Source organism: Novosphingobium subterraneum, assembly GCF_000807925.1.
Lineage (GTDB): Bacteria > Pseudomonadota > Alphaproteobacteria > Sphingomonadales > Sphingomonadaceae > Novosphingobium > Novosphingobium subterraneum.
Genome location: NZ_JRVC01000001.1, coordinates 339,260 through 364,766 on the forward strand (window position 1 = coordinate 339,260; position 25,507 = coordinate 364,766).

At 60.2% G+C, this 25,507-nt stretch carries 20 protein-coding genes; 10 read left to right on the forward strand and 10 right to left on the reverse strand.

Annotated elements, in window-relative coordinates:
* Positions 1–227: 227 nt before the first annotated feature.
* From NJ75_RS01635 to NJ75_RS01655, 5 genes are all read right to left on the reverse strand, one after another.
* Positions 228–1,124 carry a copper resistance protein B gene (locus NJ75_RS01635; protein WP_236727031.1) on the reverse strand — a complete coding sequence of 299 codons (897 nt, stop codon included), beginning with the start codon at positions 1,122–1,124 and terminating at the stop codon, positions 228–230.
* Between the two features lie 398 nt (positions 1,125–1,522).
* Positions 1,523–3,352 carry a copper resistance system multicopper oxidase gene (locus NJ75_RS01640; protein WP_039330760.1) on the reverse strand — a complete coding sequence of 610 codons (1,830 nt, stop codon included), beginning with the start codon at positions 3,350–3,352 and terminating at the stop codon, positions 1,523–1,525.
* 197 nt (positions 3,353–3,549) lie between these two features.
* Positions 3,550–4,134: an RNA polymerase sigma factor gene (locus tag NJ75_RS01645; RefSeq protein ID WP_039330761.1), complete on the reverse strand. Its 585-nt coding sequence runs from the start codon at positions 4,132–4,134 to the stop codon at positions 3,550–3,552.
* Positions 4,131–4,568: a periplasmic heavy metal sensor gene (locus tag NJ75_RS01650; protein ID WP_039330763.1), complete on the reverse strand. Its 438-nt coding sequence runs from the start codon at positions 4,566–4,568 to the stop codon at positions 4,131–4,133. The genes NJ75_RS01645 and NJ75_RS01650 overlap by 4 nt, the downstream gene beginning before the upstream one ends.
* Before the next feature lie 2 nt (positions 4,569–4,570).
* Positions 4,571–4,837 (reverse strand): hypothetical protein, encoded by a 267-nt coding sequence (locus tag NJ75_RS01655; RefSeq protein ID WP_039330765.1) that lies wholly within the window; start codon positions 4,835–4,837, stop codon positions 4,571–4,573.
* A gap of 133 nt (positions 4,838–4,970) precedes the next feature.
* Here NJ75_RS01655 and copC point away from each other — a divergent pair, with 133 nt between their 5' ends.
* The 10 genes from copC (at position 4,971) to NJ75_RS01705 (ending at position 14,184) form a co-directional block, all read left to right on the forward strand.
* Positions 4,971–5,354: a copper homeostasis periplasmic binding protein CopC gene (gene copC / locus NJ75_RS01660; RefSeq protein ID WP_039330766.1), complete on the forward strand. Its 384-nt coding sequence runs from the start codon at positions 4,971–4,973 to the stop codon at positions 5,352–5,354.
* A 21-nt stretch (positions 5,355–5,375) separates the two neighbouring features.
* Entirely contained in the window at positions 5,376–6,302 is a 927-nt protein-coding gene (gene copD / locus NJ75_RS01665; RefSeq protein WP_039330768.1) for a copper homeostasis membrane protein CopD, read from the forward strand.
* The gene (locus NJ75_RS01670) at positions 6,299–7,024 is read left to right on the forward strand and encodes a helix-turn-helix domain-containing protein (protein WP_137775968.1); all 726 of its coding nucleotides are present in this window, start codon (positions 6,299–6,301) and stop codon (positions 7,022–7,024) included. Before copD ends, NJ75_RS01670 begins: the two co-directional genes overlap by 4 nt.
* Positions 7,025–7,103: 79 nt before the next feature.
* Positions 7,104–7,988, forward strand: a complete 885-nt coding sequence (locus NJ75_RS01675) for a sterol desaturase family protein (protein ID WP_039330770.1) — start codon at positions 7,104–7,106, stop codon at positions 7,986–7,988.
* The gene (locus NJ75_RS01680; RefSeq protein ID WP_067511735.1) at positions 7,985–8,722 is read left to right on the forward strand and encodes a class I SAM-dependent methyltransferase; all 738 of its coding nucleotides are present in this window, start codon (positions 7,985–7,987) and stop codon (positions 8,720–8,722) included. Before NJ75_RS01675 ends, NJ75_RS01680 begins: the two co-directional genes overlap by 4 nt.
* A gap of 80 nt (positions 8,723–8,802) precedes the next feature.
* Positions 8,803–11,133 carry a heavy metal translocating P-type ATPase gene (locus NJ75_RS01685; protein WP_052241820.1) on the forward strand — a complete coding sequence of 777 codons (2,331 nt, stop codon included), beginning with the start codon at positions 8,803–8,805 and terminating at the stop codon, positions 11,131–11,133.
* 3 nt (positions 11,134–11,136) lie between these two features.
* A complete protein-coding gene (locus NJ75_RS01690; RefSeq protein ID WP_039330774.1) occupies positions 11,137–11,322 on the forward strand; it encodes a DUF2933 domain-containing protein in 186 nt (61 codons plus the stop codon).
* A 37-nt stretch (positions 11,323–11,359) separates the two neighbouring features.
* On the forward strand, positions 11,360–11,836 hold the full coding sequence (locus NJ75_RS01695) for a YybH family protein (protein ID WP_039330776.1): 477 nt from the start codon (positions 11,360–11,362) through the stop codon (positions 11,834–11,836).
* A 10-nt stretch (positions 11,837–11,846) separates the two neighbouring features.
* Positions 11,847–13,133, forward strand: coding sequence for a hypothetical protein (locus tag NJ75_RS01700; RefSeq protein WP_052241822.1), 1,287 nt, complete (start codon positions 11,847–11,849; stop codon positions 13,131–13,133).
* A 475-nt stretch (positions 13,134–13,608) separates the two neighbouring features.
* Complete coding sequence (locus NJ75_RS01705; RefSeq protein WP_039330781.1) at positions 13,609–14,184, forward strand: recombinase family protein; 576 nt, start codon at positions 13,609–13,611, stop codon at positions 14,182–14,184.
* A gap of 41 nt (positions 14,185–14,225) precedes the next feature.
* Here the strand turns inward: NJ75_RS01705 and NJ75_RS01710 are convergent, their stop codons facing one another.
* The 5 genes from NJ75_RS01710 to NJ75_RS01730 form a co-directional block, all read right to left on the reverse strand.
* Complete coding sequence (locus NJ75_RS01710) at positions 14,226–17,327, reverse strand: type III restriction-modification system endonuclease (RefSeq protein WP_039330934.1); 3,102 nt, start codon at positions 17,325–17,327, stop codon at positions 14,226–14,228.
* Positions 17,328–17,460: 133 nt separating this feature from the next.
* On the reverse strand, positions 17,461–19,125 hold the full coding sequence (locus NJ75_RS01715) for an RNA-binding domain-containing protein (RefSeq protein ID WP_039330783.1): 1,665 nt from the start codon (positions 19,123–19,125) through the stop codon (positions 17,461–17,463).
* A gap of 3 nt (positions 19,126–19,128) precedes the next feature.
* Entirely contained in the window at positions 19,129–21,225 is a 2,097-nt protein-coding gene (locus NJ75_RS01720) for a site-specific DNA-methyltransferase (RefSeq protein WP_039330785.1), read from the reverse strand.
* A gap of 157 nt (positions 21,226–21,382) precedes the next feature.
* A complete protein-coding gene (locus NJ75_RS01725) occupies positions 21,383–22,042 on the reverse strand; it encodes a DUF4391 domain-containing protein (RefSeq protein WP_039330787.1) in 660 nt (219 codons plus the stop codon).
* Positions 22,039–25,326 (reverse strand): helicase-related protein, encoded by a 3,288-nt coding sequence (locus NJ75_RS01730; protein ID WP_039330788.1) that lies wholly within the window; start codon positions 25,324–25,326, stop codon positions 22,039–22,041. Before NJ75_RS01730 ends, NJ75_RS01725 begins: the two co-directional genes overlap by 4 nt.
* Positions 25,327–25,507 lie beyond the last annotated feature (181 nt).

Sequence of the window (25,507 nt, forward strand, 5' to 3'; positions counted from 1 at the left end):
ATCCGCTTGCGCCACTATCCGTTGCCGTCACGTCTGCCTGGGCTTCCGCTAAAGCCGGTCCCGAATTTGCCGATTGGTCGGGCGCAAAGGGCTGTTTAGTCGCGCCGCAGCCGGCAAGCGCAGACGCCGCCGCTATTAATGCGAGAGGAGCGAGCTTATTCAAGAAAATACCCTTGGAAAGATGGATCTGCTGGTCCGCTACGAACCGTTCCTCCAGACTAACTCCTCTAGAACCAGACCCGCACGCCCATCACAAAGTGCGGGTCAGAGACTTCTCCTCCGTTCGCTCTGACGAAGCGAGCGGATTCGCCAAACTGCCTAGTCCACTCAAAGCCTGCATAAGGTGCAAACTCCTTTCTGATTTCGTAGCGGAAGCGAACCCCAAGCTCGAGGTTCGAAAGGCCATCTCCGACCCCAAGCTCGGGAATGGCTTGCGCGGAAAAATTGGCCTCGATCCGGGGCTGCAAGATCAGCCGCTGGGTAATGCGCTGATCGTAAAATCCCTCGAACCGGCCGCGCAGTTCCCCCTTGTCCGACAAGAATGCCGACGCCGTGACCTCGAACCAATTGGGTGCCAGACCTTCAATGGCGACGACAGCATAGGTGCGCGACGGATCAGGCGTCACGTCGTAGCGGACACCCGCCTGCAGGTTCCAATAGGGTGAGATCGCGCGGGAATAGACGCCGGTCAGCTCAAGATCGTCCAATGCCCCCCTGAACTCGCCCTCGCCTTCATACTTGAACACGAAGCGGTTGATGTCGCCGCCGAACCAGGCCTCGCCATCGAAACGATAGCTGTCCTTGCCCTTGTGGACGACGTATTCGGCAAGATCGAAGGATACATAGCGAAAAGTCGTGCCCCCGGCTTCTTTCATCATCTCGTCGCGCGAGCGCCGCATGGTTTCACTCGGGAAAAACCGGTCGGCATACCAGTCCGAAGGCGGCGCGGGGGCGGGCGCGTTGCCAGGCGCGAAGTCGGTGCCGGTCGCCGTCCCGGACCCGCCTTGGGGCAATGAAGGAGCGACCTTTGGCGTGCAATGGCCCATCTTTGCATGCTCAGGTGGGCAGTCCGGATCGACACCGCTTGCTACCGACGAGGCCGTGCCCATAGAAATGCCTGGCATTTCATCGGCTGCGGATCCCGGAGCCGTCTCCGACGGCTTGGGAGTTTCGGCAGCCGGAGTGCAATGCCCCATCCTTGCGTGCTCGGGCAGGCAACCGTCATCGGATGGCGCGGGCGGCGGTGCCATCTTCATCGCTGGCATTGTGTCGGGCGTGGATGGCGTCGAACCCGTTGGTTCGGGAACGCAGTGCCCCATTTCCGCGTGTTCAGGCGAGCATGTGCTTGCCGAAGGAGGCGCCGCCGGCTTCTGAGCGACTGGCTTTGCAGAAGGCGCCTTGGGTTTGGCGGGCTCGCTAGCGGGCGGCATCGAGCCATGATCCATGCTTTGCATCGATTGTGCCGAAGCGGGGACGGCTGCCGCGCAAAACATCACGCTGGCGAGCAACAGTTCGGCTCGGCTCATGCGCCTACCCCCCGCGGACGCACGCTGACAACGCGCATCATCCCTGCGTGCATGTGATAGAGCAGATGGCAATGGAACGCCCAGTCACCGACGGCATCGGCGGTAAAGTCGAAACTTGCCTTACCGCCTGGCTGCACCAGCACGGTGTGCTTCCTTGGAGAGTATGCGCCCTTGCCGGTCACCAGCTCGAAGAAATGCCCATGGAGATGGATCGGGTGGCTCATCATTGAATCGTTGATGAGGTTTATCCGCACCCGCTCACCTTCGATGAACGGAATGGGCTCGTGAAAGTCCGACATTTTAACGCCGTCAAACGACCACATGAATCGCTCCATGTTGCCGGTCAGGTGAATGTCCAACGAACGATCAGGAGCGTTGACATAGGGATTGCGCTCAAGCGCTACGAGATCGTGATAGGTGAGCACTTTGTGCTCGACATTCTCCAATCCCTGGCCCGGTTCGCCCATTCGGTCCACAGGCATCGGCGAGATCGTCTGTACGCCCGGATTTTTCTCGACTTGCGGTGCCACACTGAAATCACGCATGTTCATCGAACCGTGGTCCATCCCGGACATGGTATCGGAATTGGACATCTCCATGCCGGGCATCGAGTCTGTCGACGGAGCGGGTGCTCCGGGCATGTCCATCGAGCCGCCGGAGCCATGGCCCATCGCTGCATGATCCATGCCGGACATCGAGCCACCGGACATGTCCATCTCGCCCATGCCCATGTCCTTCATATTGGCTAGCGGACGCTCACGCAGCGGCGGGACTGCGGCGACCATCCCCGGGCGCGGCGCTAACGTTGCGCGGCCCATGCCCGAGCGGTCGTTGGCTTCGGCGACCAGCGTGTAGGCGCGGTCTTCGGCCGGCGTCACGATAACATCATAGGTTTCGGCAACCGCGATCTGAAACTCGTCGACCTCGACCGGTCGAACGTTGAGCCCATCGGCTTGCACGATCGTCAGGCGAAGCCCCGGGATGCGGACGTTAAAAATCGACATTGCCGAGGCATTGATGATGCGCAGTCGCACCCGCTCGCCCGGCTGGAACAGCGCCGTCCAATTGTCCTTCGGGCCATAGCCGTTGACCAGAAAAGTGTAAGTCGAACCGTTGACATCGGCGATATCGGTGGGATCCATGCGCATCGCGCCCCAATCAAGCCGGTCCTTAAGCGGCTGATCCTTGCCCGACAGCAGACCTCCGAGCGTCTGGCGCTGCATATTGAAGTGCCCGGGATTGACCTTGAGCTTGTGAAAAATCGCCTCGGGCGAGAGTCGGCTGTGATCCGAAAGCACGACGACATGCTCCCGATCATAGGCCACCGGATCGGCACCCTTGGGATCGATGACGATCGGTCCGTAGTGTCCAAGCTGCTCCTGAAGACCCGAGTGGCTGTGATACCAGTAGGTCCCCGACTGCATGACAGGGAATTCATAGACGAAGGTTGAGCGCGGCTTGATGCCAGGGAAGCTGACGCCTGGAACCCCGTCCATCTGGAACGGGAGCAGCAAACCGTGCCAGTGGATCGAGCTGTCTTCGTCGAGGTCGTTCGTAACAGAGAGGCGAACATTCTGGCCTTCGCGTAGACGGATCAACGGTGCCGGGACAGTCCCGTTGATCGCGATCGCGCGGCTGACCTTGCCATCGACACGCATGGTCTGACGGGCAATCCGCAAGCTGATGTCGTTACCCGAAACCGTTGGAATCGGCTCCGTGATCCCCGGCGAGACGGGCTGCGCCCATGCCGGAAACCAGGGTGCAAGGGCGGCTGTTACGCCACCGGCGGCAGCGACGCCGATAAAGGATCTTCTGTCGAGGGTCATATCTTGTCCAGGTTCGACGATGGGGATTACACATGGCTTTACGCGGCGGGCACATGCATCCCTCACGCATAATCAGAAAATATTCCGCCAATTGCCCCGCCGCATCGCCATGCAAGTACGGCTCGCGAGCGACCAAACCCCACCGGCTGTCCATAAATGCTGCAAGCGGTGGTACGCTTTGCTAATGACGTGCGTGATTAGGGCCGACCGGATACAGGCTCGGCCGCCAACTGCGCCTTCAGTTGACCTCGCGCTCGATAGAGCCTCGTTTCAACTGCCTTTTCGCTGATCCCCAGGATCGCGGCGGTCTCGGCTTGGCTCGCTTCCTCGATAGTTCGCAGGATGAGCACTTCGCGAAGCGGCTGCGGCAATTTGGCAATCTCCCTTTCAACCCGCAGCAGCTCCGCACGGCTCTCGGCTTCGCGCGCAGGCCCAGGCGCATCGCTCCCGAAATCCTCATCGCGTTCGATCGGGCGGGCCAGCGAGAAGAATGAGCGCACGGCCCGCCGCCGCGCCCAGTCGCGGCACTTGTTGAGCGCGATCCTGGCAATCCAATGCCGAAACGGCCGATCCGGGTCATAGCGGCGGATGGCGCCAAACGCCGAAACAAAGCTCTCCTGTAGCAAATCGAGCGCCTCGTTCGGATCGCCGACATTGTTGCGGATTAAACGATAAACCGGATCCTTGTGGCGACGCATCAATTCCCGAAATGCCTGCGCTTGACCGGCTACCGCAAGGCTTGACAGCTCGTGGTCGTCACATTGCGAAAGATCGAGTGTCACTGCGCATCGGCGGTCAGGGCTTTGACCACAGTGTTGTCGAACATTTTGGCCTGTTCGGGGTTCAACACCCCGCGCATGGCGAAGAGATGCTCCAGCGTCTCCTTCTGCAGTTTTCCCATGACCACATGGTTATGGTCGATCGCGGCGGTCACCTTTGGTCCGTACCCGTGCTCTTCCGCGATGGCTTCAGCGAGCCGTACATTCGACGCTCGCATTTCAAGTTCGAGCGCCTTTCGCCGAACGGCGAACTTCGCTTCAATCGCCTCAACCTTCGAGCGCTGCTGCGGGGTCAACTCGAGCTTGTCGTGAAGCAGCGCGTGCAACTCGCTCTCTTTTGCTCGCGGCTGATCCGCGACAAAGCGCCCGATAAAGACGCCTGTCAGCGCCGAAACGAAGGCGACCACGGCGATCAGCAGAATTTTTCGGTAGCCCATCGTTAGCGTGCATCCAGCAAGGTTGAAGGGGCCAAAGCGGTGCTCGGCGCGAATGGCGAGAGCGGGCGCGCCGCGACAATCGGGGCACGCGTGGTGACCCCCGCGAAAGCGCCCCAGCCAAGGGAAACCACTGCAGCCAACGCCATGAGGCGGTATGACGCACCAGTCTCGCGTCGACGATCCGAGAGCATTGCCAATACGTTATCGTCGACGCCGTCCAACAGGCCCACCGGCGGGGGGTGCCGCAACTGTTTCAGGAAATCGTCCATCACACCCTCATCCAACAATTGTTCTGCAGCGCCATACGCGCTCGCGCGAAAAACCCCTCAACAATTTCCGTCCTGAGGGGTGCGACCTCGACATGCGTATTCATGACTGGCACCACTTTTTTGGAGACCGAATATGCGCAAGACCCTTGTTGCCTTCTCGTTGGCCGTGCTCTCGCTGACCGCCCTTTCCGATACCGCTCTCGCCCATGCCAAATTGGTCAGTTCGGCGCCTGCCGCAAACGCAACCGTCTCAAATGTCACGTCGGTAAACCTGCAGTTCAATGAGCGGGTAATCGCTTCGACGATGAAGGCTGAGCTACTGATGATCGGCATGCCCGGGATGTCCGATCACGCGCCAATGAAAATCGCTTTCACGTCGATGATGGGCAAGGACGGGAAATCCATGATGCTCATGCCCAAGAAGGCACTCAGCCCGGGCACCTACAAAGTCATATGGTCGGCCGCTGGTGCTGACACGCATCGTATGGGCAGTGAATTCAGCTTCACGGTCAAATAGAACGTGGACACTGATTTTGGGATGATTGCCATCAGGCTCGGATTGTATCTGAGCCTGATGCTGCTTGTCGGGCTCGCCGCCTTTCCGCTCTACGCCTTGCGGCACGATGAAAGGCCGGAAGGGCAGGTGCTTTCACTGCGGTGGGCGCTCACTTTCTGGTCAGTTACGGCAATTACCTTGTCGGGTCTGGGATTGGCTGCACTGATCGCGGCCATGATGGGCGGGCCGTTAACCGATATCGACTGGGAAACCAGCCAATCCATCCTGTTTGAAACGCCGATCGGCACCGCGTGGTTGGTGCGGATGGCGGCGCTTGCGGTTGTTTTGATGGCTGCCTTCCCGCGGCGCTGGACCGATGAGCAGCAGCTTGGCACCATAGCGCTTGCGGGCGCAGTGGCGCTTTCATCGCTCGTCTGGACAGGTCATGCTGGAGCAAGCGAGGGCGGCTTGGGTCTCATCCACAAGCTGAGCGATATGCTGCATATGCTCGCCGCTGCGATCTGGCTCGGCGGGATCGCCGCCTTCCTGCTGCTCCTGCGGTCCCCGCTCGATCAGCATTCGGGCCGCAAATTGGTGGTCGGGCATCGCGCTCTCGAAGATTTTTCACGGGTCGGCACGATCTGTGTTGGAATAATCGCTGTTACCGGACTGATCAACGGTCAGGTTCTGATCGGCTTTTCGAATATCTTGCGCGTTTTTGACACCACATACGGGCAGGCACTTTTTCTGAAACTGGTTCTGGTTGCCGGGATGCTGCTCCTCGCTGCGCGAAACCGCTGGCGCCTGACGCCAGATCTGGCACTTGGGCTGAACGACGGGGATGCGTCCAGCGCTGTCGCGGCACTTCGCAAGAGCCTGATGCTGGAAGCGGGGGCGGCGATAGCGATCCTGGCGCTTGTGGCGTGGTTCGGCATGCTTGAGCCGCCCGCCAGCACGATGGGGCCTTGAGCGGAAGGGGCTCGCCCTGGTCGGGGACAATGGTGCTTGGCGTCGGCTGGGCATTGCTCGACGTCCGTGCGGGCGACAACCGGCCGCATCGCCACTTGGCGCACCAGGTCAGCCTTGCGCTCGATGCTCCCTGCGCAATCGGCGGAACGCTTTCCTTGCACCTAGCCGCGGGCGAGGCCGCAGCCATCCCGGCCGGGACCTTGCATAGCCTCGGCCCCGCCGGATCAGCGGTGCGAACCATCTATGTCGATCCGCGGTTTGGCGGGCGGTGCGACCTGTTCGGACGGCCCGAGCCATTCCGCCTCCCTCCCACGCAGACTGCGGCGCTGCGGGCCGTGCGATCCGGGACCGAAGCCAAAGAGTGGATTGCCCGTTTCCTGGGAACCAGTCCCGTGAGTTTGATCGATAGCCGGTTGCGATCGGCATTGGCAGGGATCGAACCAGGGATGAGCGCCGCCGAATTGGCCCAAGCAATGGGGCTGTCGCGAGCACGCCTTCGTGAAGTCGTCAGCCGCGATTTCGGGTTTCCGACTGTCAAATTGTTGCAATGGTTGCAGCTCCAACATGCGATCGACGCACTCCGCCACTCCGCCAGCCTCGCCGATGCGGCTGCCGCAGGGGGCTTTGCCGACCAGGCGCATTTCAACCGGCGGCTGGTCGAATGGTTCGGGGTTACGCCATCGCTCGGGCTCGCCCAGCTCGACATTTCGATCGTCCGCTAAGGTTCGAACCAGCGATTCGTTCAAGACCCGGCGCTGCGCTTGCCGCAGAGAACCGAGCGAACCGTATGGGATCGCCCGAATGTCTCTCTTCCGAACTCTCTATGCACCTGTCTATTTTCTCGGCTTTGTCGGGGCCGCGGCCGTGCTGGTTTCGTCCGGTGGATCGCCCATTTGGCTGATCGCGCTGTTCGCTTTGGCGATTGTCACCTCGCTTGTATCGGAGCGCGTTGCGCCGTTCGAGCCGGTTTGGAATCGCAGCCATGGCCACGCCCGCCGCGACATCGCCCATGCGCTGGTCAACGAAGGCTCGATCCTCGTGCTGGTGCTCTTGCTTCCCTTCTTTGCCAGCCTCGTCCCCTGGTCCCCGCTCTGGCCTTCCTTGCTGCCGTTCTGGGCCGAGCTAGCGCTGGCGATCATCTTGCTTGATGCCGGGATCAGCCTGACCCATTACGCCAGTCACAGGATCCCCCTGCTGTGGCGCTTCCATGCGGTCCACCATTCGGTGCGCCGAATGTACGGATTCAACTGCTTGCTTAAACACCCGATCCACCAGCTGATCGAGATTTCCGTCGGGACATTGCCGTGGCTGCTACTGGGAATTCCGCAGGACGTCGCGATTGTCGGATCGTTCGCGGTCGCCATCCAGTTACAGCTGCAACATTCGAATGTCGACATGCGGGTCGGGCCCCTGGCATTGCTCTGGGCGATCGCGCCGGTGCATCGCCACCATCACCTCGCGTCCGAGACCGAGGGCGATGTCAATTTCGGTCTGTTCCTGACGATCTGGGATGTGATGCTTGGGACGGCTCAATTCCGATCGAGCGCCCAGATTCGCGCTAGCTCGCTCGGTATTGCCGGTCGCTCCGACTATCCCGAGACCTATCTAGCACAGCTTGTCGAGCCATTCACTGCGGAATTAGCAGCGACTGATCCCGCACCGCAGCGCAGCGGGGTACGCCGATGACCGGGAGCGGCTCCTACACGCCCGCCGCTGGCTATCACTTTTTGACGCCGCTTTACGATGCCGGTGTCCGGCTATCGACCCGCGAGGCAGTCTGGCGCGAGGCTTTGGTCGAATTCTTGGCTCCTGAAGACCACGACCTGTTGCTCGACATCGGTGCCGGAACCGGCAGCCTTGCCCTGCTGGTGTCACGCAAGAATCCGGCCACTCGCTATTTCGGCATCGATCCCGACCCTCATGCCTTGGACATCGCCCGCAAAAAAGCGCGACGAGCCGGTATCGATGCCCAATTCAGGCAATCGTTCTTCTCGGCAGAGGCGGTAGCGGACTGGCCGGTGCCCAGTCTGGCGACGCTGTGCCTGGTGCTTCATCAGGTTCCGCTCGACGAGAAACTGCGACTGCTGCGCGAAGTGCATGCCATACTCCAGCCAGGAGGCCGCCTCTTCATCGCGGACTATGGCGAGCAGCGCTCTTGGCTCATGCGCAGACTGTTCAGGGCAACGATCCAGCAGCTCGATGGGATTGCGGACACCCAGCCCAATGCCGACGGCGTGCTCATCCCTTTATTGCGCGAGGCGGGCTTCGCGAAGGTGCGCGAACTCCAACACGTGAAGACTGTGACTGGATCTATCTCGATCCTGTGCGGTGAAAAAGACTTCGGGGCCGCGGGTGGCCAGAAAAGCGATGCCAGCTTGAGGGATGACGGTTCGATCCGCGTATCCAAGATTAGCAGCTAGCCGTTCCTTCCCGTTCGGCATGCCCGTCGGGTCGCCCAGCCTGCGGGCCGGAGGCGGGAGGATAACCATGGAGCAAACACATGGCCTCCCGCCACCACACTACCGAATCGTCGAGGCTTCACGATCCGGTCTGCGGCATGACTGTCGAACCTGAGGATTCGACACCGACAGCTACGCACGAGGCTGAAACCTTCTATTTTTGCAGCCAGGGTTGCCGGACGAAATTCATCGCCGACCCCCAGCGGTTTACCCACCAATCGGGTGGAACAGCACCGCAGCTGCAGCACGAAGCACCCGAAGGCGCGATCTGGACCTGCCCGATGCATCCGGAGGTCCAACAACCGGGTCCCGGAAGCTGCCCGATCTGCGGCATGGCGCTGGAGCCGATGACCCCCACGCAAAACGACGGCCCTTCCCCAGAATATGCCGACATGAAGCGGCGCTTCGTCATCGGCCTCGTGCTCTCGCTGCCGGTCTTCGCGCTTGAAATGGGCGGGCATCTGACCGGACTGCGCCACATGCTCGATGGCGGGATCGCCAATTTGGTCCAGATGGTGTTGGCGACGCCGGTGGTCCTGTGGGCCGGCTGGCCATTCTTCGAGCGTGGCTGGGCTTCGTTGAAAAGTCGCCATCTCAACATGTTCACGCTGATCGCGATGGGAACCGGCGTCGCCTGGGCCTACAGCATGACGGCCACGCTTGCCCCCGGCGTGTTCCCTGCCGCGTTCCGTGCCGAGGATGGATCGGTCGCGGTCTATTTCGAGGCGGCGGCGGTGATCACCGTTCTGGTTTTGCTCGGGCAGCTACTCGAACTGCGCGCCCGCGAAACGACCAGCGGGGCGATCCGTGCGCTCCTCGATCTCTCGCCCAAGCTCGCCCGGCGGATCCGCTCTGACGGTAGCGACGAGGAAATCTCCCTCGACGAGGTCATGGTTGGAGACACCTTGCGTGTCCGTCCCGGCGAGAAGGTGCCGGTCGATGGCGTGGTGCTCGAAGGCCGCGGCACGGTCGATGAATCGATGGTGACCGGCGAGTCCATGCCGGTGACCAAGGAGGCCGCCGCCAAACTGATCGGCGGGACGATCAACCAGACCGGCGGGCTGGTCATGCGCGCCGAGAAGATCGGCCGCGACACCATGCTGGCCCGCATCGTCCAGATGGTAGCCGACGCCCAGCGCAGCCGTGCGCCGATCCAGCGGCTTGCCGATACGGTGTCGGGCTGGTTCGTTCCTGTCGTGATCGCGATTGCCGCGATCGCGTTCATCGTCTGGTCGCTGATCGGCCCGTCCCCGGCGATGGGCTACGGGCTAATCGCAGCGGTCGCGGTGCTGATCATCGCCTGCCCCTGCGCACTCGGGCTTGCCACACCGATGTCGATCATGGTGGGCGTCGGTCGCGGCGCACAGGCTGGCATTCTCATCAAGAACGCGGAAGCCCTCGAACGGATGGAAAAGGTCGATACGCTTGTCGTCGACAAGACCGGCACGCTGACCGAAGGCAAGCCCGCCGTAGTCGCCATCGAAACCGCCGAGGGGTTCGACGCAGACGAAGTGCTGCGTCTCGCCGCCAGCCTCGAGCGCAGTAGCGAACATCCCCTGGCGCTCGCGATCGTGCGGGAAGCAGAAGCTAGAGGTTTTGCAATCAGCGAGCCGAGCAGTGTCGATCAGCCAGTCGGCAAGGGCATCACCGGCACTGTCGATGGCCGCATTCTCGTCGCCGGAAATGCCCGCTTCATGGGCGAAAGCGGCATTGCGACCGGTGCGCTCGCGGAGCGCGCCGACCGGATGCGCAGCGAGGGCGCAACCGCGATCTTCCTCGCCATCGACGGCAAGGCCGCAGGGGCGATCGGCATCGCCGATCCGGTCAAGGAGACGACCCCCGCTGCGCTCAAGGCACTCGGCGAAGCGGGCATCCATGTCATCATGCTGACCGGCGACAACCGCGTTACGGCCGAGGCGATTGCGCGGCGGCTCGGTATCGCCGAAGTCGAAGCCGACGTGCTGCCGGACCAGAAAAGCGCCATCGTCAAGCGGCTGCGCGACCAGGGCAAGATCGTCGCGATGGCCGGCGACGGGGTGAACGACGCCCCTGCGCTTGCCGCCGCCGATGTCGGCATCGCGATGGGCTCGGGAACCGACGTCGCAATCGAAAGCGCGGGCGTCACCCTGCTCAAGGGCGACCTGACCGGGATTGTCCGCGCCCGGCACCTGAGCCATGCGACCATGGCGAATATCCGTCAAAACCTGTTCTTCGCCTTCGCCTACAATGTCGCGGGGATTCCCGTTGCGGCGGGGGCGCTTTACCCGCTGTTCGGACTGCTGCTGTCGCCGATCATCGCAGCTGCGGCCATGGCGCTGTCCTCGGTCAGCGTCATCGGCAATGCCCTCCGCCTCAAGCACGTGGAGATCTAGCCGATGCGTTTCACCCGTCCCGCCATTCTCGCAGCGGCATCTTTCGCCGCGATCGCGCTGTTTTACCTGCTGCGCGAACATTGGGCACACGCGCTCGGGCTATTGCCATACGCGATCCTGTTGCTCTGCCCGCTCATGCACTTCTTTCATGGCTCGCACGGACACAATCATCCGGGCGGAAAGCCTTGAGACCCGCCAATCCAAAACTGAACAGGGGAGAGAGACAATGCGTAGAACTTCACTAGCTGGCAACGCGCTCTTGCTGATTGCCAGCATTTCTGTCGGCACCTCTGCCGTTGCCCAGCAAAACGGCCAGGAAGGCGTCGCAGCGGTTTTGTCTGCTTACAAGTCTGCGGTTGAGCGGCTCGATATTACTGGCACCGACCAGCTGTTTGCGCCTGACGCCGTGGTGGTTGAATCGGGCAAGGTCGAAGGCAATTTCGGCGCCTATCGCGACCATCACCTCGGGCCCGAACTCAAGGAGTTCAAATCTTTTGCGTTCGGCGACTACGAAGTCGATATCAGGCTCGAAGGACCCATTGCGGTCGCAACCGAGACCTATACCTATCGAATTGTCCTCAAATCGGACGAAGCAATCGAGCGTCTTGGCGTTGCCACCAGCGTGCTCAAATGGGATGGGCAAGCATGGCGGATCATCTCGACGCACAGCTCCTCGCGCAAACCCAAGCAGCCCGCCAGCTGATGGCTATAGCATGAGCGCCTCTGACCGACCCGCGCTTGTGCGCAAGCTTATCGAAAGCTGGCGCGAAGACCCGGGTGCGACCTATCAAAGCTGGTTTCTGTGGGACGAACGGATCAAGAATTTCCGCTCCATCCGGCGCGGCATCCAGCAGGTCGTGGCCGAGATCGACAATGGGTCGTTCGGCGTTGCCTATCGCGGCTCGTCGCTCGAAACGGTTGTCCATTCCATCGCCGAGCAACGCCAAATCTTCAAAGGTGCCGACCATGCCTTCCTCTGGAAGCCCAAGTTGCGCATCCCGGATATCTATGAAAGCCCGACCAACCAGCGCGCCTTCGGTCGCCTGCTGCACAATTGCGTCTGCTGTGATGAGGCGGAAGATGTCATCTCCCAAATTCGTGAAATCGACGCACTCAAGATCAAGGGGCTCGGTCCGGCGGTCGCCAATCTGCTCTATTTCCTGCATCCAACGCTGATCGCGCCGTTCAACACCGCGATCGTCAGCGGCTACAACGCGCTGACGGGCGCAAAGGTAAAGCTGGGCAGCTGGGAACAGTTCCTGGCGATGCGGAGCGGAATACTCGATCTCAACGACCAATATCGCGACCTCCTGTCGAACGACCTCGGGGCAATCGGAGGACTGCTGTTCGACATCGGCTCCGGCCGTTACCCCGCCCCGCCTTTGGGCGGGGAAGAAGCCGACGACTGGAGCCGAAGGCTCGACGTTGTCCGCGAGGAAGCGGCCCGGCTCGACAAGACGCAACTCGCCCAGGGCGAGAGCGAACGGACCCACAGCGAAATGCAGGCGTGGCTTCGCGACATCGGCATGGCGCTCGGATATCGCGTTTGGATCGCTGCCAATGACCGGGGCCGCCTGTTCGAGGGCGCGCCGCTCGGCAAGGGCTGCCTCGACTTGTTGCCCGATGAAATCGCCACTGCGCCAGGTGCGGACGCAATCCGATTGATCGACGTGCTCTGGCTTGAACGGGATAACGCTCAGGTTGCCGCCGCCTTCGAGGTCGAGCACTCGACCTCAATCTATTCCGGGATCGTCCGGATGCTCGATCTGGCGCTCAGTGGCAGTAAGTTCCACGCTGCGGCGGGACTGTTCCTCGTCGCTCCCGGCAACCGGGAAAAGGATGTGCGCGCCCAAATTGCCCGGCCTGCCTTCAGCCGCGTGGCGGACCTCGATATCTCTTATCTGCCCTACAGCGAATTGGAGGCCCATCGCGAGCAGATTGCGCGGTTCGGGAGCGGGCTCAAAGCGATCAGGGCAATCGCAAGCCCGTTGTCGGCGTAAATTCGATTTGAGCCCGGTCAGAGCAAAGATCAACAGACAAGGCCATTGAAAGGATTGGCGCTGAGTCCAGAGACCGATTTCGTGCGGCTCTGACTTTCCCCGATGCTCCTTTTGGAGGAGATGCGTCGCATTTCTTGTAACCAAGAAGCGACGTTCTCGCGGTGCAGACCGATGAATGCCGCATCGGCGCCCTCGCGCGCAAAATGCGAGTCGAGACACAGAACGCCGACAAAGTCGCAGTAGAGCTTTGAGGCGGCAACCGTTTCAAAGCGCCCAATGAGAGGGGCTTACTATTTTATCTACGCCTCGCAAAAATTGAAATGCCTTGCGGATGCTTGTCCGAAAGCGATCGCTCACCGGACACTTTTGAGGGAGCAGAGGTCAGACCCCCCTGCCCTCCGCAAATCCGGCTTGCAGGGTCTCTCATTAAGGTGGTACGCTTTATATTCTCACACAGGGGCCTCATCCGTTACAAATGACCAACACCCTCATCGGATATGCCCGCTGCTCAACCGACAAGCAGGACCTCACTGCTCAGCGCCGCGCGCTGATCGAGCTCGGTGTGCCCGAAGACCGCATCTACACCGACCACGGCCTGACCGGCCGGAACCGCGATCGCCCCGGCCTCGCCCAAGCACTGGCTGCGGTCCGCGCCGGCGAGACGCTGGTCGTGCCGAAGCTTGATCGCCTCGCCCGATCGGTCCCGGACGCGCGGGCGATCGCCGATGAGCTGGAGAAGCGCGGCGTGAGCCTGGCGCTGGGCAAGCAGGTTTATGACCCCAATGATCCCATGGGCCGGATGTTCTTCAACATCCTCGCCACCTTCGCCGAATTCGAGAGCGACCTCATCCGGCTGCGAACCCGCGAGGGCATGAAGATCGCCCGGGACAAGGGCAAACTCCGAGGCAAGCCGCCGAAGCTCTCCGACCTCCAACAGCGCGAACTGCTCAAGATGCACGCCACCGGCGAATACTCGATCAGCGACCTCGGCAAGCTGTTCAAGGTCTCTCGGCCGACCGTGTATCGGACGATCCGGCGGGGTGGACTTTGACCGCGCCTTATTCGGGCGAGCTTAGAGGCGCGGGGGCAGGATCAAGTCGTCACGATCTCCATCAGCTTGTTGTAGCTATCAGCTACCCCGTACCTGACATTGGGCGTCGGGTTCGATTCCGCTAGCTTGGCGAAGAACTTCTTGGCGCAGTCGATTTTCGCCCGCTCGAGGTCTCGAAGCGCAAGCGACGACATCGACCCCTTGGTTTCCGCCACGAAATAGATGTGCTTCACGGCACCGGCGCGAAACACAATGGCCCAATCGGGATTGTAGTCGCCCACAGGGGTCGGGATGAGGAAGCCGCGTGGCAGCTTCGCATAGACCTCGACCTCCGCACTTGTATCCAGCTCCCCGACGAAGTCGCGCTCGACCCCTGAGTCTGTGATGCAATAGTCGAAGACATGGTTCTTCAGCCGCTCGGTCGCCCGTGAAAAATCCTGGCCGATCTCCGCCGCAGTGAAGATGTCGGCGTCATAGCGCTCATCGATCGAATCGTAGACGAGCTGCTCGATCAGGTGCCCTGCCTTCTGTTCCTTGATCAGCCGCGCCGCCTCAGAAATGAAGTGCTCGGGATTGGCGCGATATTGGTCGAAGATCGCAGGCTCGATGCCGGTGAGGATCTGGGCCACGGTCCGCCGCAGGAGGTCGGTCGCCTCTGAGACTTTCCCCAAAAGATCGTACTTCACCGCCGAGCGGGCCGACGCGGCCTGGACGGTTTCGTTACGCGTAACGCTGAAACCAGTCCCACCCCGCAATTGCTCATCAGTGACCTCGTCCGTCTGGATTCCCGTCTGCACGGTGTATTGCAGCTTGGTCACGCGCAATTCGCTGTTGAGGGCACTGATACATTTCTGGATCAGCTCCGCCGTGTCGAACTCCACGCGGTAGACGGCCTTTCGGTTGATCCGGCTCCAGAGTTCCTGGAAGGCACCCTTGTGAAAATTGTCGTTCAGCGGGTTGCGCTTGGGCTTCCGTCCGTCCTCGAACTTGGGAAGAGCGGCATCACTGTAGACGCTGTCGATCAGGCTGAAGACCTCAGCCTGGTACGGGACCAGATCGTCATGCAGCACGGCCAAAGTGCCCTCGGCCTTCGCGGTATCATAGGTGTCCGTGATCTGATCTGCGTCGTCGATGTAGTCATGCTTGATCAGGTAACGGTGAATCTGCGTCGCCATCTGGTCGGTGACAGTCACGGGCCCTTCCGGCGTGTGCAGCTGTTTACCCACGAAGAAGGCTTGGCTGGCCTTGCGCGGCCGGGCGGAGAGGCTTTCGGCGATCTCCTTCTGCAGTCCCGCTACGAAATCAGTGTAGCTTTCGCTCGCGATCACCGAGAGAATATTGATGTCGTGGACGGTCGCGGGATGGTCGAGCCTTTCGCCAAACCGGTCTACGGCCAGTCGGAGACCGCGCCCCACTTCCTGCCTGCGTGAAACCGTGTTTTCGCTGTGCTTGAGCATACACATCACGAACACGTTCGGGTTGTCCCACCCTTCCCTCAGCGCGGAATGGGAGAACAGGAACCTGACGGGCTCATCGAAGGAAAGCAGTCGCTCCTTGTTCTTCAGGATGAGATCGTAGGCATCGCTATCGTCGGAATCCGTTGACCGCGCGCCAACCTCGGGGTCCTTCAACCGCTTGGTCTTCTTGTCGATCGAGAAATAGCCATCGTGTGTCTTGGCTACCGGGATCGCCTCGAGGTGCTTGCGCCAAGCAGCCTCATCAAGCGGAAGCTCAGCGAGCACGAGCGCAACAGCCTCGGCATATTCTTCCTCGAACATGCGAGCATACTCGCCGTTCTGATCGTCACGGCTGTAGTCACGGTACTTGGCTACCTCGTCGATGAAGAACAGCGACAACACCTTGACCCCTTGGGCGAAGAGCTGACGCTCCTTTTCAAGATGGGCGCGGATCGTTTCGCGGATCTGAATCCGGCGGATGTCCCGCTCCGACAGGTCGCCATAAGCCTCGCCAGCCTTAAGCGTGATCCCATTGGTGAACTCGACGGTATCGGCGGTTGCATCGATCTGCGACACGACGAGGTCACGGTACTGGTCGAGCCCGCCTGACAGATCGTAGAGGTCATCGCGGAACTTCAGGCGTTTCAGCCGGCGCTTGATCGTTCCGGTGGTGTCCTTGATCTCCATCTCCAGACGGGCAAAGGGCCCGCCCTTGCCGCGGCCGACCGTCTCAATCCCCTCGAGATAGAGATAGGCCGTCGTGCCGGTCAGTCCCTTGAGCGCAATGCCCCGGACCTGGATCTTCTTCACCAGCTTCTGGTTGTAGGCGTCCAGCGCATCAAGCCGGTGGATCTTGGTGTGCTCGGTCCGGTGCGTTGCCGAATAACGCATGATGAACAGGGGGCGGAACTTGGGAAGCGCTTCGACCGTAGCCTTGCCTTCCATCTTTTGCGGCTCATCGAGGATCAGGATCGGCCGGTTGGCGGCGATCACATCGATTGGCTTGCGTGACTGGAAGTCATCGAGGGCGTCATAGATGCGGCGGTTATCCTTGCCGCTGGCGTTGAAGGCCTGGATGTTCATGACCATCACGTTCAGTCCGGCATCGGACGAGAAGCTCTCGAGCTCGTGCAGACGCTTCGAGTTGTAGATGAAGAAGCGCGCCTTCTTCCCGTAGGTCTCGGTGAAGTGCTCCGCTGTGATCGAAAGCGACTTGGCGACACCCTCGCGGATGGCGATGCTCGGGACGATGATGATGAACTTCGACCAGCCATAGCGCCGGTTCAGCTCGAACATCGTCTTGATGTAGCAGTAGGTCTTGCCGGTCCCCGTTTCCATCTCGACATCGAGATGAAGCGGGGCGGCGGCGGCCATATTCTTGAGATAGGCAGCCGGAGCGGGCACCGCCCTGCCCTTCGCATCCCGCGTGACAAAGCTGGTCAGGGATGGCGATTGTGGGAGATTTTGCCGGCGCTGGACCGCATTGATGTTCGTCAGCAACTGCGCGTCGGTGAGCGCGATATCCGGGTTGCGGAACCCTTCATCGTCAAACGCCTCTGCCTGGTTCCGCTTGCCCGGGTCGATCCTGTAGGCTGGACCGACGCTGAAGGGCTGGCCCGCAAAGCAATCGACCACCGCGTCGACGGCCATGGTCTGGTAGGGCTGAACCTTGAATTTGAGCTTCATGGCCGACGCAGGCCCTTTCTGCATTCATAACTTTGGAAAGAGAATTTTCCGCTGTGCAGAAAGAGGGAAACGACGGAATCCCTTGGACTTATCCGCCCGACCTTTCTGCAAGAGGCCGCAATCATCGCGCATTTCATTCTGCAAGCATCCATTGCGGCGCCGCCCGCGGACCCTTGTTCACGATCACCCCCTGGCGCCGCAGCTTGGTGAGCAGGTTGGCAATCTTCTTGGTGCGCTGTTCGGGCGTGAGGGCGTCGCTCAGCTTGTCGAGCAACAGCTGGTCGACCTCCCGACGTGTGGCACGGCCTGCGCCCGCGAGATAGTCAGTCAGTAGCTTAGCATAGAACTCATCATCCTGCGCGCGGGTGCGGACATAGTCGGCCATCGTGGCCGTTGCCGCTGCCACCGTCGCTGAGACATGGAAGTTCGGTTTGCGCCCCTCGATAAGCTTCCGGCGGCGCAGGTGCTTGATGGCATCGTCGGTAATGGGCAGCTTCTTCTGTACCCGGTCAAGATTGACGACATCGACCAGATCAAGCTCGGCCTGCTGCATCAGCAAGCGGCTATAGGCGGGGTCGACCACGCGGCCATGAATTGTCAGGCTGACCGCGGTCGGATCCTTCACATCATAATCGGGCAACGGGAAGAACCGCCTCCGCTGCGCCTCATAGATGCGCTGAATGCCATACCCCATCTGGTCGATCATATTGAGCTCGGCCATTGCCTGAACCAGCCAGCTGTTACGATAGCGGCGCGGTGTCGAGCGGGCACCAGTGGCATAATCCGTGGGCTCGCCATCCACGAAACCGCCCTCGCTCTCGAAAGTCAGCCTATCGAGGTATTCGGTGACGACGATACGGCCGTTGCGGGTGTAGTCCTGGTGGGCGATGCAGTTGTGCAGGGCCTCAAGAACCACGCTTTGGTCATATTTCGACACCTCATGCGCCAGCAGCTGGTCCTGTGGCAGGATGCGGATCTGCACGTTGCGGATACGGGCAAAGACCTCGGAGGATGTGAGCAAAAACGGCGGGTAGAAATGCTCATAGGCCTGCTCTTCCCCGCGTAGGCTCCAGGTGATCTCGGCCGGGTGCGGACTTAGCTTTCCTGCCGCCTCCATCTTGCCAAGTAGCAGCAGTGCTGCGCGGGTTATCGCGCCATTCTGGGTGACCTTCGCTCTGTCGAGGAAGGTAGCGTCACTCCAGCCTGCCACTTCTTCTGGCGAGACCCGCCGTGCATGCTTCTCAGCAAATCGTTCTCGCGCAACAGAGATCGCCTTTGGGTCAAGGTCGGCCAGCGTTGCCCCCTCAACAACCTGTGCCGTCCAATCCGTAGCAATGGTTTGGCCGCGGATCTCATCGAGTTTGTCGAGCCCCAAGGGCATAAGGCTTTCGCCGGCTCGGGCAAAATAGTGCCCGCTCCAGCTGATGGGCATGCCACGAGGTGCGGCAGGGATCTCAAAGAGAATAACCCGGTGCCCATCCTCGTCGATCAGTACATGAATGTTTCGAAGCGTGACGCTCGGCTCAGTACCGTCGCGCATCTGGTTCTTGAGGCTGAGGAGCCGGTCGATCTCAGGACGATAGGCTGTACCCACCACCTTTCGGCTCTTGTCATTGACACCGAAAACCAGCCATCCACGCTCTGCGTTGCGCAGATTGGCTTCATTCGAAAGAGCCGAGAAGTAGCGCCCAATCTTGTCCGTGTCGTAGTCTTTCCCGGCCTCCTTGAACTCCACCACCTCATCCTCCCAATTGGCGATGAGCTGGGCGAGCAGAGAGGTGAGCGCGGCCTGATCCATGGCTCAGATGGCCTTCAGTTCGGTGACCGGTGAGAGCTGGCGGAAGAGCTGCTCGGCGTTGATACGATCGGCATCGCGGGCGAAGCTGGTGTCGCGGAACACGGCGCGCAGTGGCGCGCGGGCGGCGATTTCCTTCACCAGCTCATCGGTGACGCCGGTGTCGAAGCAGGCGATCAGCGCATTACCATCCACCGAGTAGACGGTTTTGCCATGCAGCGTTTCGCGGTTGATCGGCAGGGTCAGCTCCACACCCCAGTCAATGAGCACCTGGAACAGCAGGTCCTCTCCGGTGCGATCCGATTTCACGCTGTCCACTTGCCCGAAGAGCTCGTCCTGGCTCACCTCGTCGGGGCTGTAGTAGACCTCGCTCATGTTGGAGCTGTCGACCTTGAGCACGCGAAAGCCGACGTCACGGTTCCAGCCCTCACTGACATTCCCCTTCAAGGCTTCCATGCCCGCGCGGCGAATGCGCTCTTTCGTCACTTCGGAGAGCAGATGCGGCCTACCCACCTTATCCAGTAATTTGATGGCGTTTTGCACCGTCTTTTTGGCTGCGCCCGTCGTTGCTGAAGCGGCCTGATCAAGGTCTTCAGGCAACTGCACGACCACGAACTTATGATTTGTACCTGCGGTTGCATTCGCCGTCAAAACTGCTTCAGCTGTGCTCCCAGATCCCGCGAAAAAATCCATGATAATTGCGTCAGGATTACGAGGCGTAGCATAGACAATAAGTTTTGCCAGTTCTTCATGATCCTTGGGGTTATTAAATACCTTGCCACCCATCAAACTTCGAAGGTATTTCACAGCGACTTGAGACTGTTTGTAAATCACCGAGGGCCTTACCTGGGTCGCCAGTTCGGTATCGCCCTGCTCATCATCTACTTCCTCGAATATATCAGCGTCGTCATCCAATTCCTCCGGGATCGGTCGAATGTGGGTCTTACGCTGAGGAGGGTCAGTATGGTCTGCACGGAACTCGACAATTCCGCTTTTAATCTTCTCCATCATGGTCTCATGAGACGAATAGATCCATCCGCGCTCCGGGACGGCACAAGGTTGTTTTGTAACCGGGTGAATGACATCGTAACGTGGACCATCTCCTCCTGGCCACGATATGTTATCATCTCGCCAGGGTCCATTTTTGTCGATACGCTTGTATCGCGACCATTTCTTAGAAGGGTGAGACTTAGGTAATTCTGCAAACCAGGCTCCTAATTCCTTCTCCATCAGACTAAAGTTGTCACCATGGATGCTGCGCAGACGCACAAATTCATCCCAAATTTCTTTAGCGCCAGGCTTTTCTTCCCGCCAAATTTCGCCTCGCTCGCGTAGAATGAGCTGATTTCGTGCATATACAAGCATGTACTCATGGCCGAGTGAAAAGAATTTCGCGTCGTTCTTGCGGCCTTTTTCCCAAGTCAGCTGGGCAATAAAATTCTTCTCACCGAATATTTCTGCACAGAGCTGCTTAAGGGCAGCCTGTTCCACATCATCGATACTGATGAAAATCAGACCGTCCTCGGCTAGCAGGTTTCTCGCAACCTTCAGGCGAGAGTAGATCATAGTGAGCCAGTCGGAATGGTACCGGCCCTTGGTTTCAGGATTAGCTACCAGCAGACCGCCTTCGGCGTCGCGCTGCTCAGTAAGATTCTCATACTGGGCCTTCAAAGATGAAAATTTATCTCGATAAATGAAGTCTTTGCCGGTGTTATAGGGCGGATCGATGTAGATCAGCTTTACCTTACCAAGATAGCTTTCCTGAAGGAGCTTCAAGGCATCGAGGTTGTCGCCTTCAATGAAGAGGTTTTGGGTGGTGTCGAAGTCCACGCTCTCCTCGCGGCAAGGCCGTAGGGTCTTGGCAATGGGGGCATTGGCAGTGAGAAGCGCCTCGCGCTTGCCGGGCCAGTCGAGCCGATAACGCTCCTGCGGGCCTTCGACGATATGATCCGAAAGCGTCTGGCGCAGCTGATCGAAGTCAATGGCGAGCCGGATGTTGCCCTGCTCGTCGGCGGCCTCTGTCACGCAATCAGGGAAAAGGGCGCGGATCTTGGCAATGTTGTCCTGAGACAGGTCCGGGCTGTGCATTTTCATCTTGTCCATGGCCCGAATTCCTAGCGGCCACGATGGCTTTTGTCGAACAGTCAGCGGTACTTGATCGGCAAATTTGGATGGGGCAGCCATGGGAGCATCCCGCCCAAAGGATGGATGTCGATACCCCTTAGCGGCTACGCCAGCGTCCACCGCCCATCCAATACAATCAGCCCCTTAGTTCCCCGAGCTTTGCTTTTGCCGCACGAAGCGCCGCGTTGACCTCAACCTTGCGGTTGAACTGCTTCTCCCTTGCCAGAGCATTTTCGAGGCGCGCGATCTCGCGTTCGATCTGTGCGGCCTCTTCCGCCCGGGCAACACGCACCGCAATCGGCTCGTCGTCGCTCCGCCGGGGCGGTAGCAGAGGCTCGAGCAGCCGCGCATAGAGCGTGCCCATGTCCAGCGCGGTGGGCAGAGCCTGACGCGGTGCATCCCCCGCTTCCCAAGCGGTGAAGGCGTGCGTTGCAGTGACCCACTTGCCCGCCTCCGCCTGACTGGGGCGCTTCCACGCCATTGCCATCCGAGTGCGCCCGGCATGGTTGAGTTCGAGGATCAAAGGCCGCGGAATGGCCTTCTCGATCGCCACCAGCACCGCCGGTTCGACGTCCGGCGCATGGAGGTCGATCGCGATGACCGCTATTTCCTCGACGTCTGCCGAAGGTCGTAGGTTCAACCGATCCGCGCGAAGCACGTGGGTCCACTCCATGCGCTCGACCTGATCGACGAATTTGGCCTGCATAGCGCGCGGAACCTGCGCGGCGCCGTATATCCGGCTCTTCGGGATCGCGCGGCCAAATGCCGTTCGCGGCGGCCACGCATAGAGGGTCACGAAGCAGCTCCGGCCTCTGCCTGCTCCACAACGACGAAGGCGATCAGTTCAAAGTCCTCAAGACCGCGGATGGTGTGGGAGAGCGCAGTGGTGGCACCGGCCGAGAACAGGCTGTCGAGATCCCGCTCCTCCTTGGCGTCAATCATAGCGCGGATTGCGGCGTTGAGCAGCTGGGACGGCCCGCTCATGTCCTGTCCGTCGGCCGTTCGGGCATTGAAGGGCCGGAATGCTGGCGGAACCGGGGCTGTCACGCCTTTGGCCGCAGTCCGCACCAGATCGAGCAGGCGCTTCACCTGGGTCTGATCGGCGACGACGCTCCCATCATTTCCCATGTAGATCAGATAGTAGGGATGCAGGCGGTTCTGCCGGTTGGCCGAAGCATCTCCGCCCACGGCTTTCAGCGCGAAGATGATGCCCGGCTCCAGCCCCTTGGCAGGTTCAGCCGGGACCACTGCATGAAGTCCCTTAGGCGTCGTGGCGAGGTCGCCGTGCTCTTTCACGTAGTTGAGCAGGTCCATGCGGAAATCGTTCAGCCCCAGGTCCGTGATCGAAATGCCGGTGCGCACATCCTCGAGCTCGATGACCTCTTCCTGCAACCGGCGCAGCTGTTCGCGGCGATAGGCTGTGTCGCTGGCTTTGGCGGTCAGGACATTGTCATCGCCGGTCGCGGTAACATCGGCGATGATCATGCGGTTTTCGACGCGCTCCTTGAGCTTGATGTAATCGTCGAGGGTGATGTCCGGCCAGTAGTTCGCCAGCTGGATCTGCGCATTGGGCGAGCCGATGCGGTCGATCCGCCCAAACCGCTGAATGATCCGGACGGGGTTCCAGTGAATGTCGTAGTTCACCAGGAAGTCGCAGTCTTGGAGGTTCTGGCCCTCCGAGATGCAGTCGGTGGCGATTAGAATGTCGATCTCACCCGGCTCATCGGGCATGATTGCCGCCTTCTCCTTTGAGCGCGGCGAGAACAGAGTCAGCAGCGTCTGGAAATCGTGCCCCTTGCCGAGCGTGGACTTCGGAGCGTCCGACCCTGTCACGCGCCCGGTGTGAAGGCGGTGCTGGGTGAGCATCTCGGCTGCGATCTGGTCATAGAGATAGTGCGCCGTATCAGCGAAGGCGGTGAAGATGATCACCTTGCGGTTGCCGGGGTTGATCGGCCGGTCCAGCTTCTCGCCGATCAGGCTCTTTAGATGCTGAAGCTTCTTGTCATGCTCAGGCGTGATGCGGGTCATCTCACCCAGAAGGGCATCGATCAGGGCGAGATCTGCTTCAAGATCATGTGCGAAGCCGGGCACGTCCATGTCCGCAAGATCGATCCGGACCTTGCCGCCGACACGGTAGGCCCCGAAACCCTCAAGCTCATCGTCTTCGGCCTCGAGTGTTTCGATGTCGTCAGCATAGTCGACGATCGAACTGGCGCCGCGGCCAGAGCGGTAGTCCTCAACCACCTCCAGCGTCTTGCGGATGTTGTCCGCCAATGAGCCCAAGGTCAGCCGGAATGCGTGGATTGAGCTTTCAAGGCGCTTCAGCAGGTTGACCGTCATCAGGGCCTGCAGGCTCTTGTCGCGATCGGCTTGCCGCAGCTTCCCACCACCGCTCGAGACGTCCGTGTCGTAGAGCGCCTCATACTTGGCGAGGCGGCTCGGCAGGATGTAGCTGGTTGGCGCGTAGACCGAGAGCTTGAGCAGCGTCAGCTGCGCAACAATCTCGTTGAGGTCCATGGCGCCAGGCACATCGGTCAGCGGCGGCCGGAAGGACAATGGCTTCAGGCGCTGCGGGAAATGGCCGATGTCGGTCATGTCGTAGAAGGTCGTGATATGCTTGCGTGACCGGGCGATCGTCACGCTGTCGAGCAGCTCGAAGAAATCGAAATCGAGTTCTGTCAGGATCGTCTCCGCGGTCCTTTGCTCGGGCGGCAGTTTGGACCAGCGATTGAAGGCAGCCTGTGCCCGGCGGAAGATCTCCTCGACGCTGGCGGTGGTATTCAGCTTCTCCGACAGCGTGTCGGAGTGACCCTCATAGGCCAGGGCCAGCTGGTTGCGCAGATCATTGAACCGGTTGTTCACGGGTGTCGCGGACAGCATCAGCACCTTCGTCTTCACGCCGGCCCGGATGACCTGGTTCATGAGTTTCTGGTAACGGGTTTCTTTCTCCTTGAACGCATCGTTGTTCCGGAAGTTGTGGGACTCGTCGATCACCACCAGATCGTAGTTGCCCCAGTTCACCCGGTTGAGCGGAATGCCGTTCGATGAGCCCGAGCTGCGAGACAAGTCCGTGTGGCACAGGACGTCATAATTGAACCGATCCCGGGCGAACGGATTGGTTTTCAGGTTGGTGTTATAGTTCAGCCAGTTATCGGTCAGCTTCTTCGGACACAGCACAAGGACCGAGCGGTTGCGCAGTTCGTAGTACTTGATCACCGCCAGGGCGGTGAAGGTCTTCCCCAAACCGACGCTGTCCGCCAGGATGCAGCCGTTGAAGGTCTCGAGCTTGTTGATGATCCCGGTTGCTGCATCACGCTGGTAGTTGAACAGCTTCTGCCAGACGAGGCTCTCCTGATAGCCCGTCCGGTCATTGGGCAGAACGTCTTCATCGATATCCTCCAGGAACGCATGGAAGATATTGTAGAGCATAATGAAATAGACGCGCTCGGGGGAATTCTCCCGATAGACCGAGGCGATGTGGTCGCAGATCGCCTCGGTGACATCTTCCACGCGCGACGGGTCGGACCAGATGGTGTCGAAGAGCTGGATGTAGCTCTGGGTGTGCATCGCCTCGTCGAAGCGGTTCACGAAATTGGAAACAGCGTTGCCCTGAGCATAGCCCAAGTCGACTGCCGTGAATCCCGATAGGGGCATGTAAGCGACGCTGGCCAGCGCTCCGTCAACCGCAAGAAACTGCTGCATTGGGGCCGAAGACGCATTCGACTTGAAGCGCGCCTTCTTCCGGATCCATTCAGCGCATTCCCGCGCGATCGCTCGCTGAGTCAGCCGGTTGCGAAGCTGGATCTCGAACTCTGAGCCGGAGAGACCGGCAACCCGTTTGGATTTAGGGATGAAGAACTCGCGGCGCTCACGCGTCTTCCCGTCTGTCGCACGCTCCGCAGTGAACGTCTGCTCGGTGAACAGAAATTGCAGCTCTTCGATCTGGTGAAGCTCCTTGCGCAGAGCCTCGAACGCGAAAATGGAGAAGCTTGATGCGGCAATGCGGAGCCGCTGGCCGCGCTTGATGTCTTTCTTGAGCTCGTCACCAAGCAGAACGTTGATGTTGTCGATTATCTGCACGGTTTACAGGATTCCTCCAATTCAGGACTGCATAAACCACGAAATCGATTGATGAAACAGGTCAGCGGCCTTCCGCAAAAAGCATGACGAGCATGCAACCTCAACGCCAAGGCAAAACCGTCTTGGTGGCCAGCATAGCTTGAGCGAGGTCTCGACCATCTGAAAGCCTGCAACTGGCAAC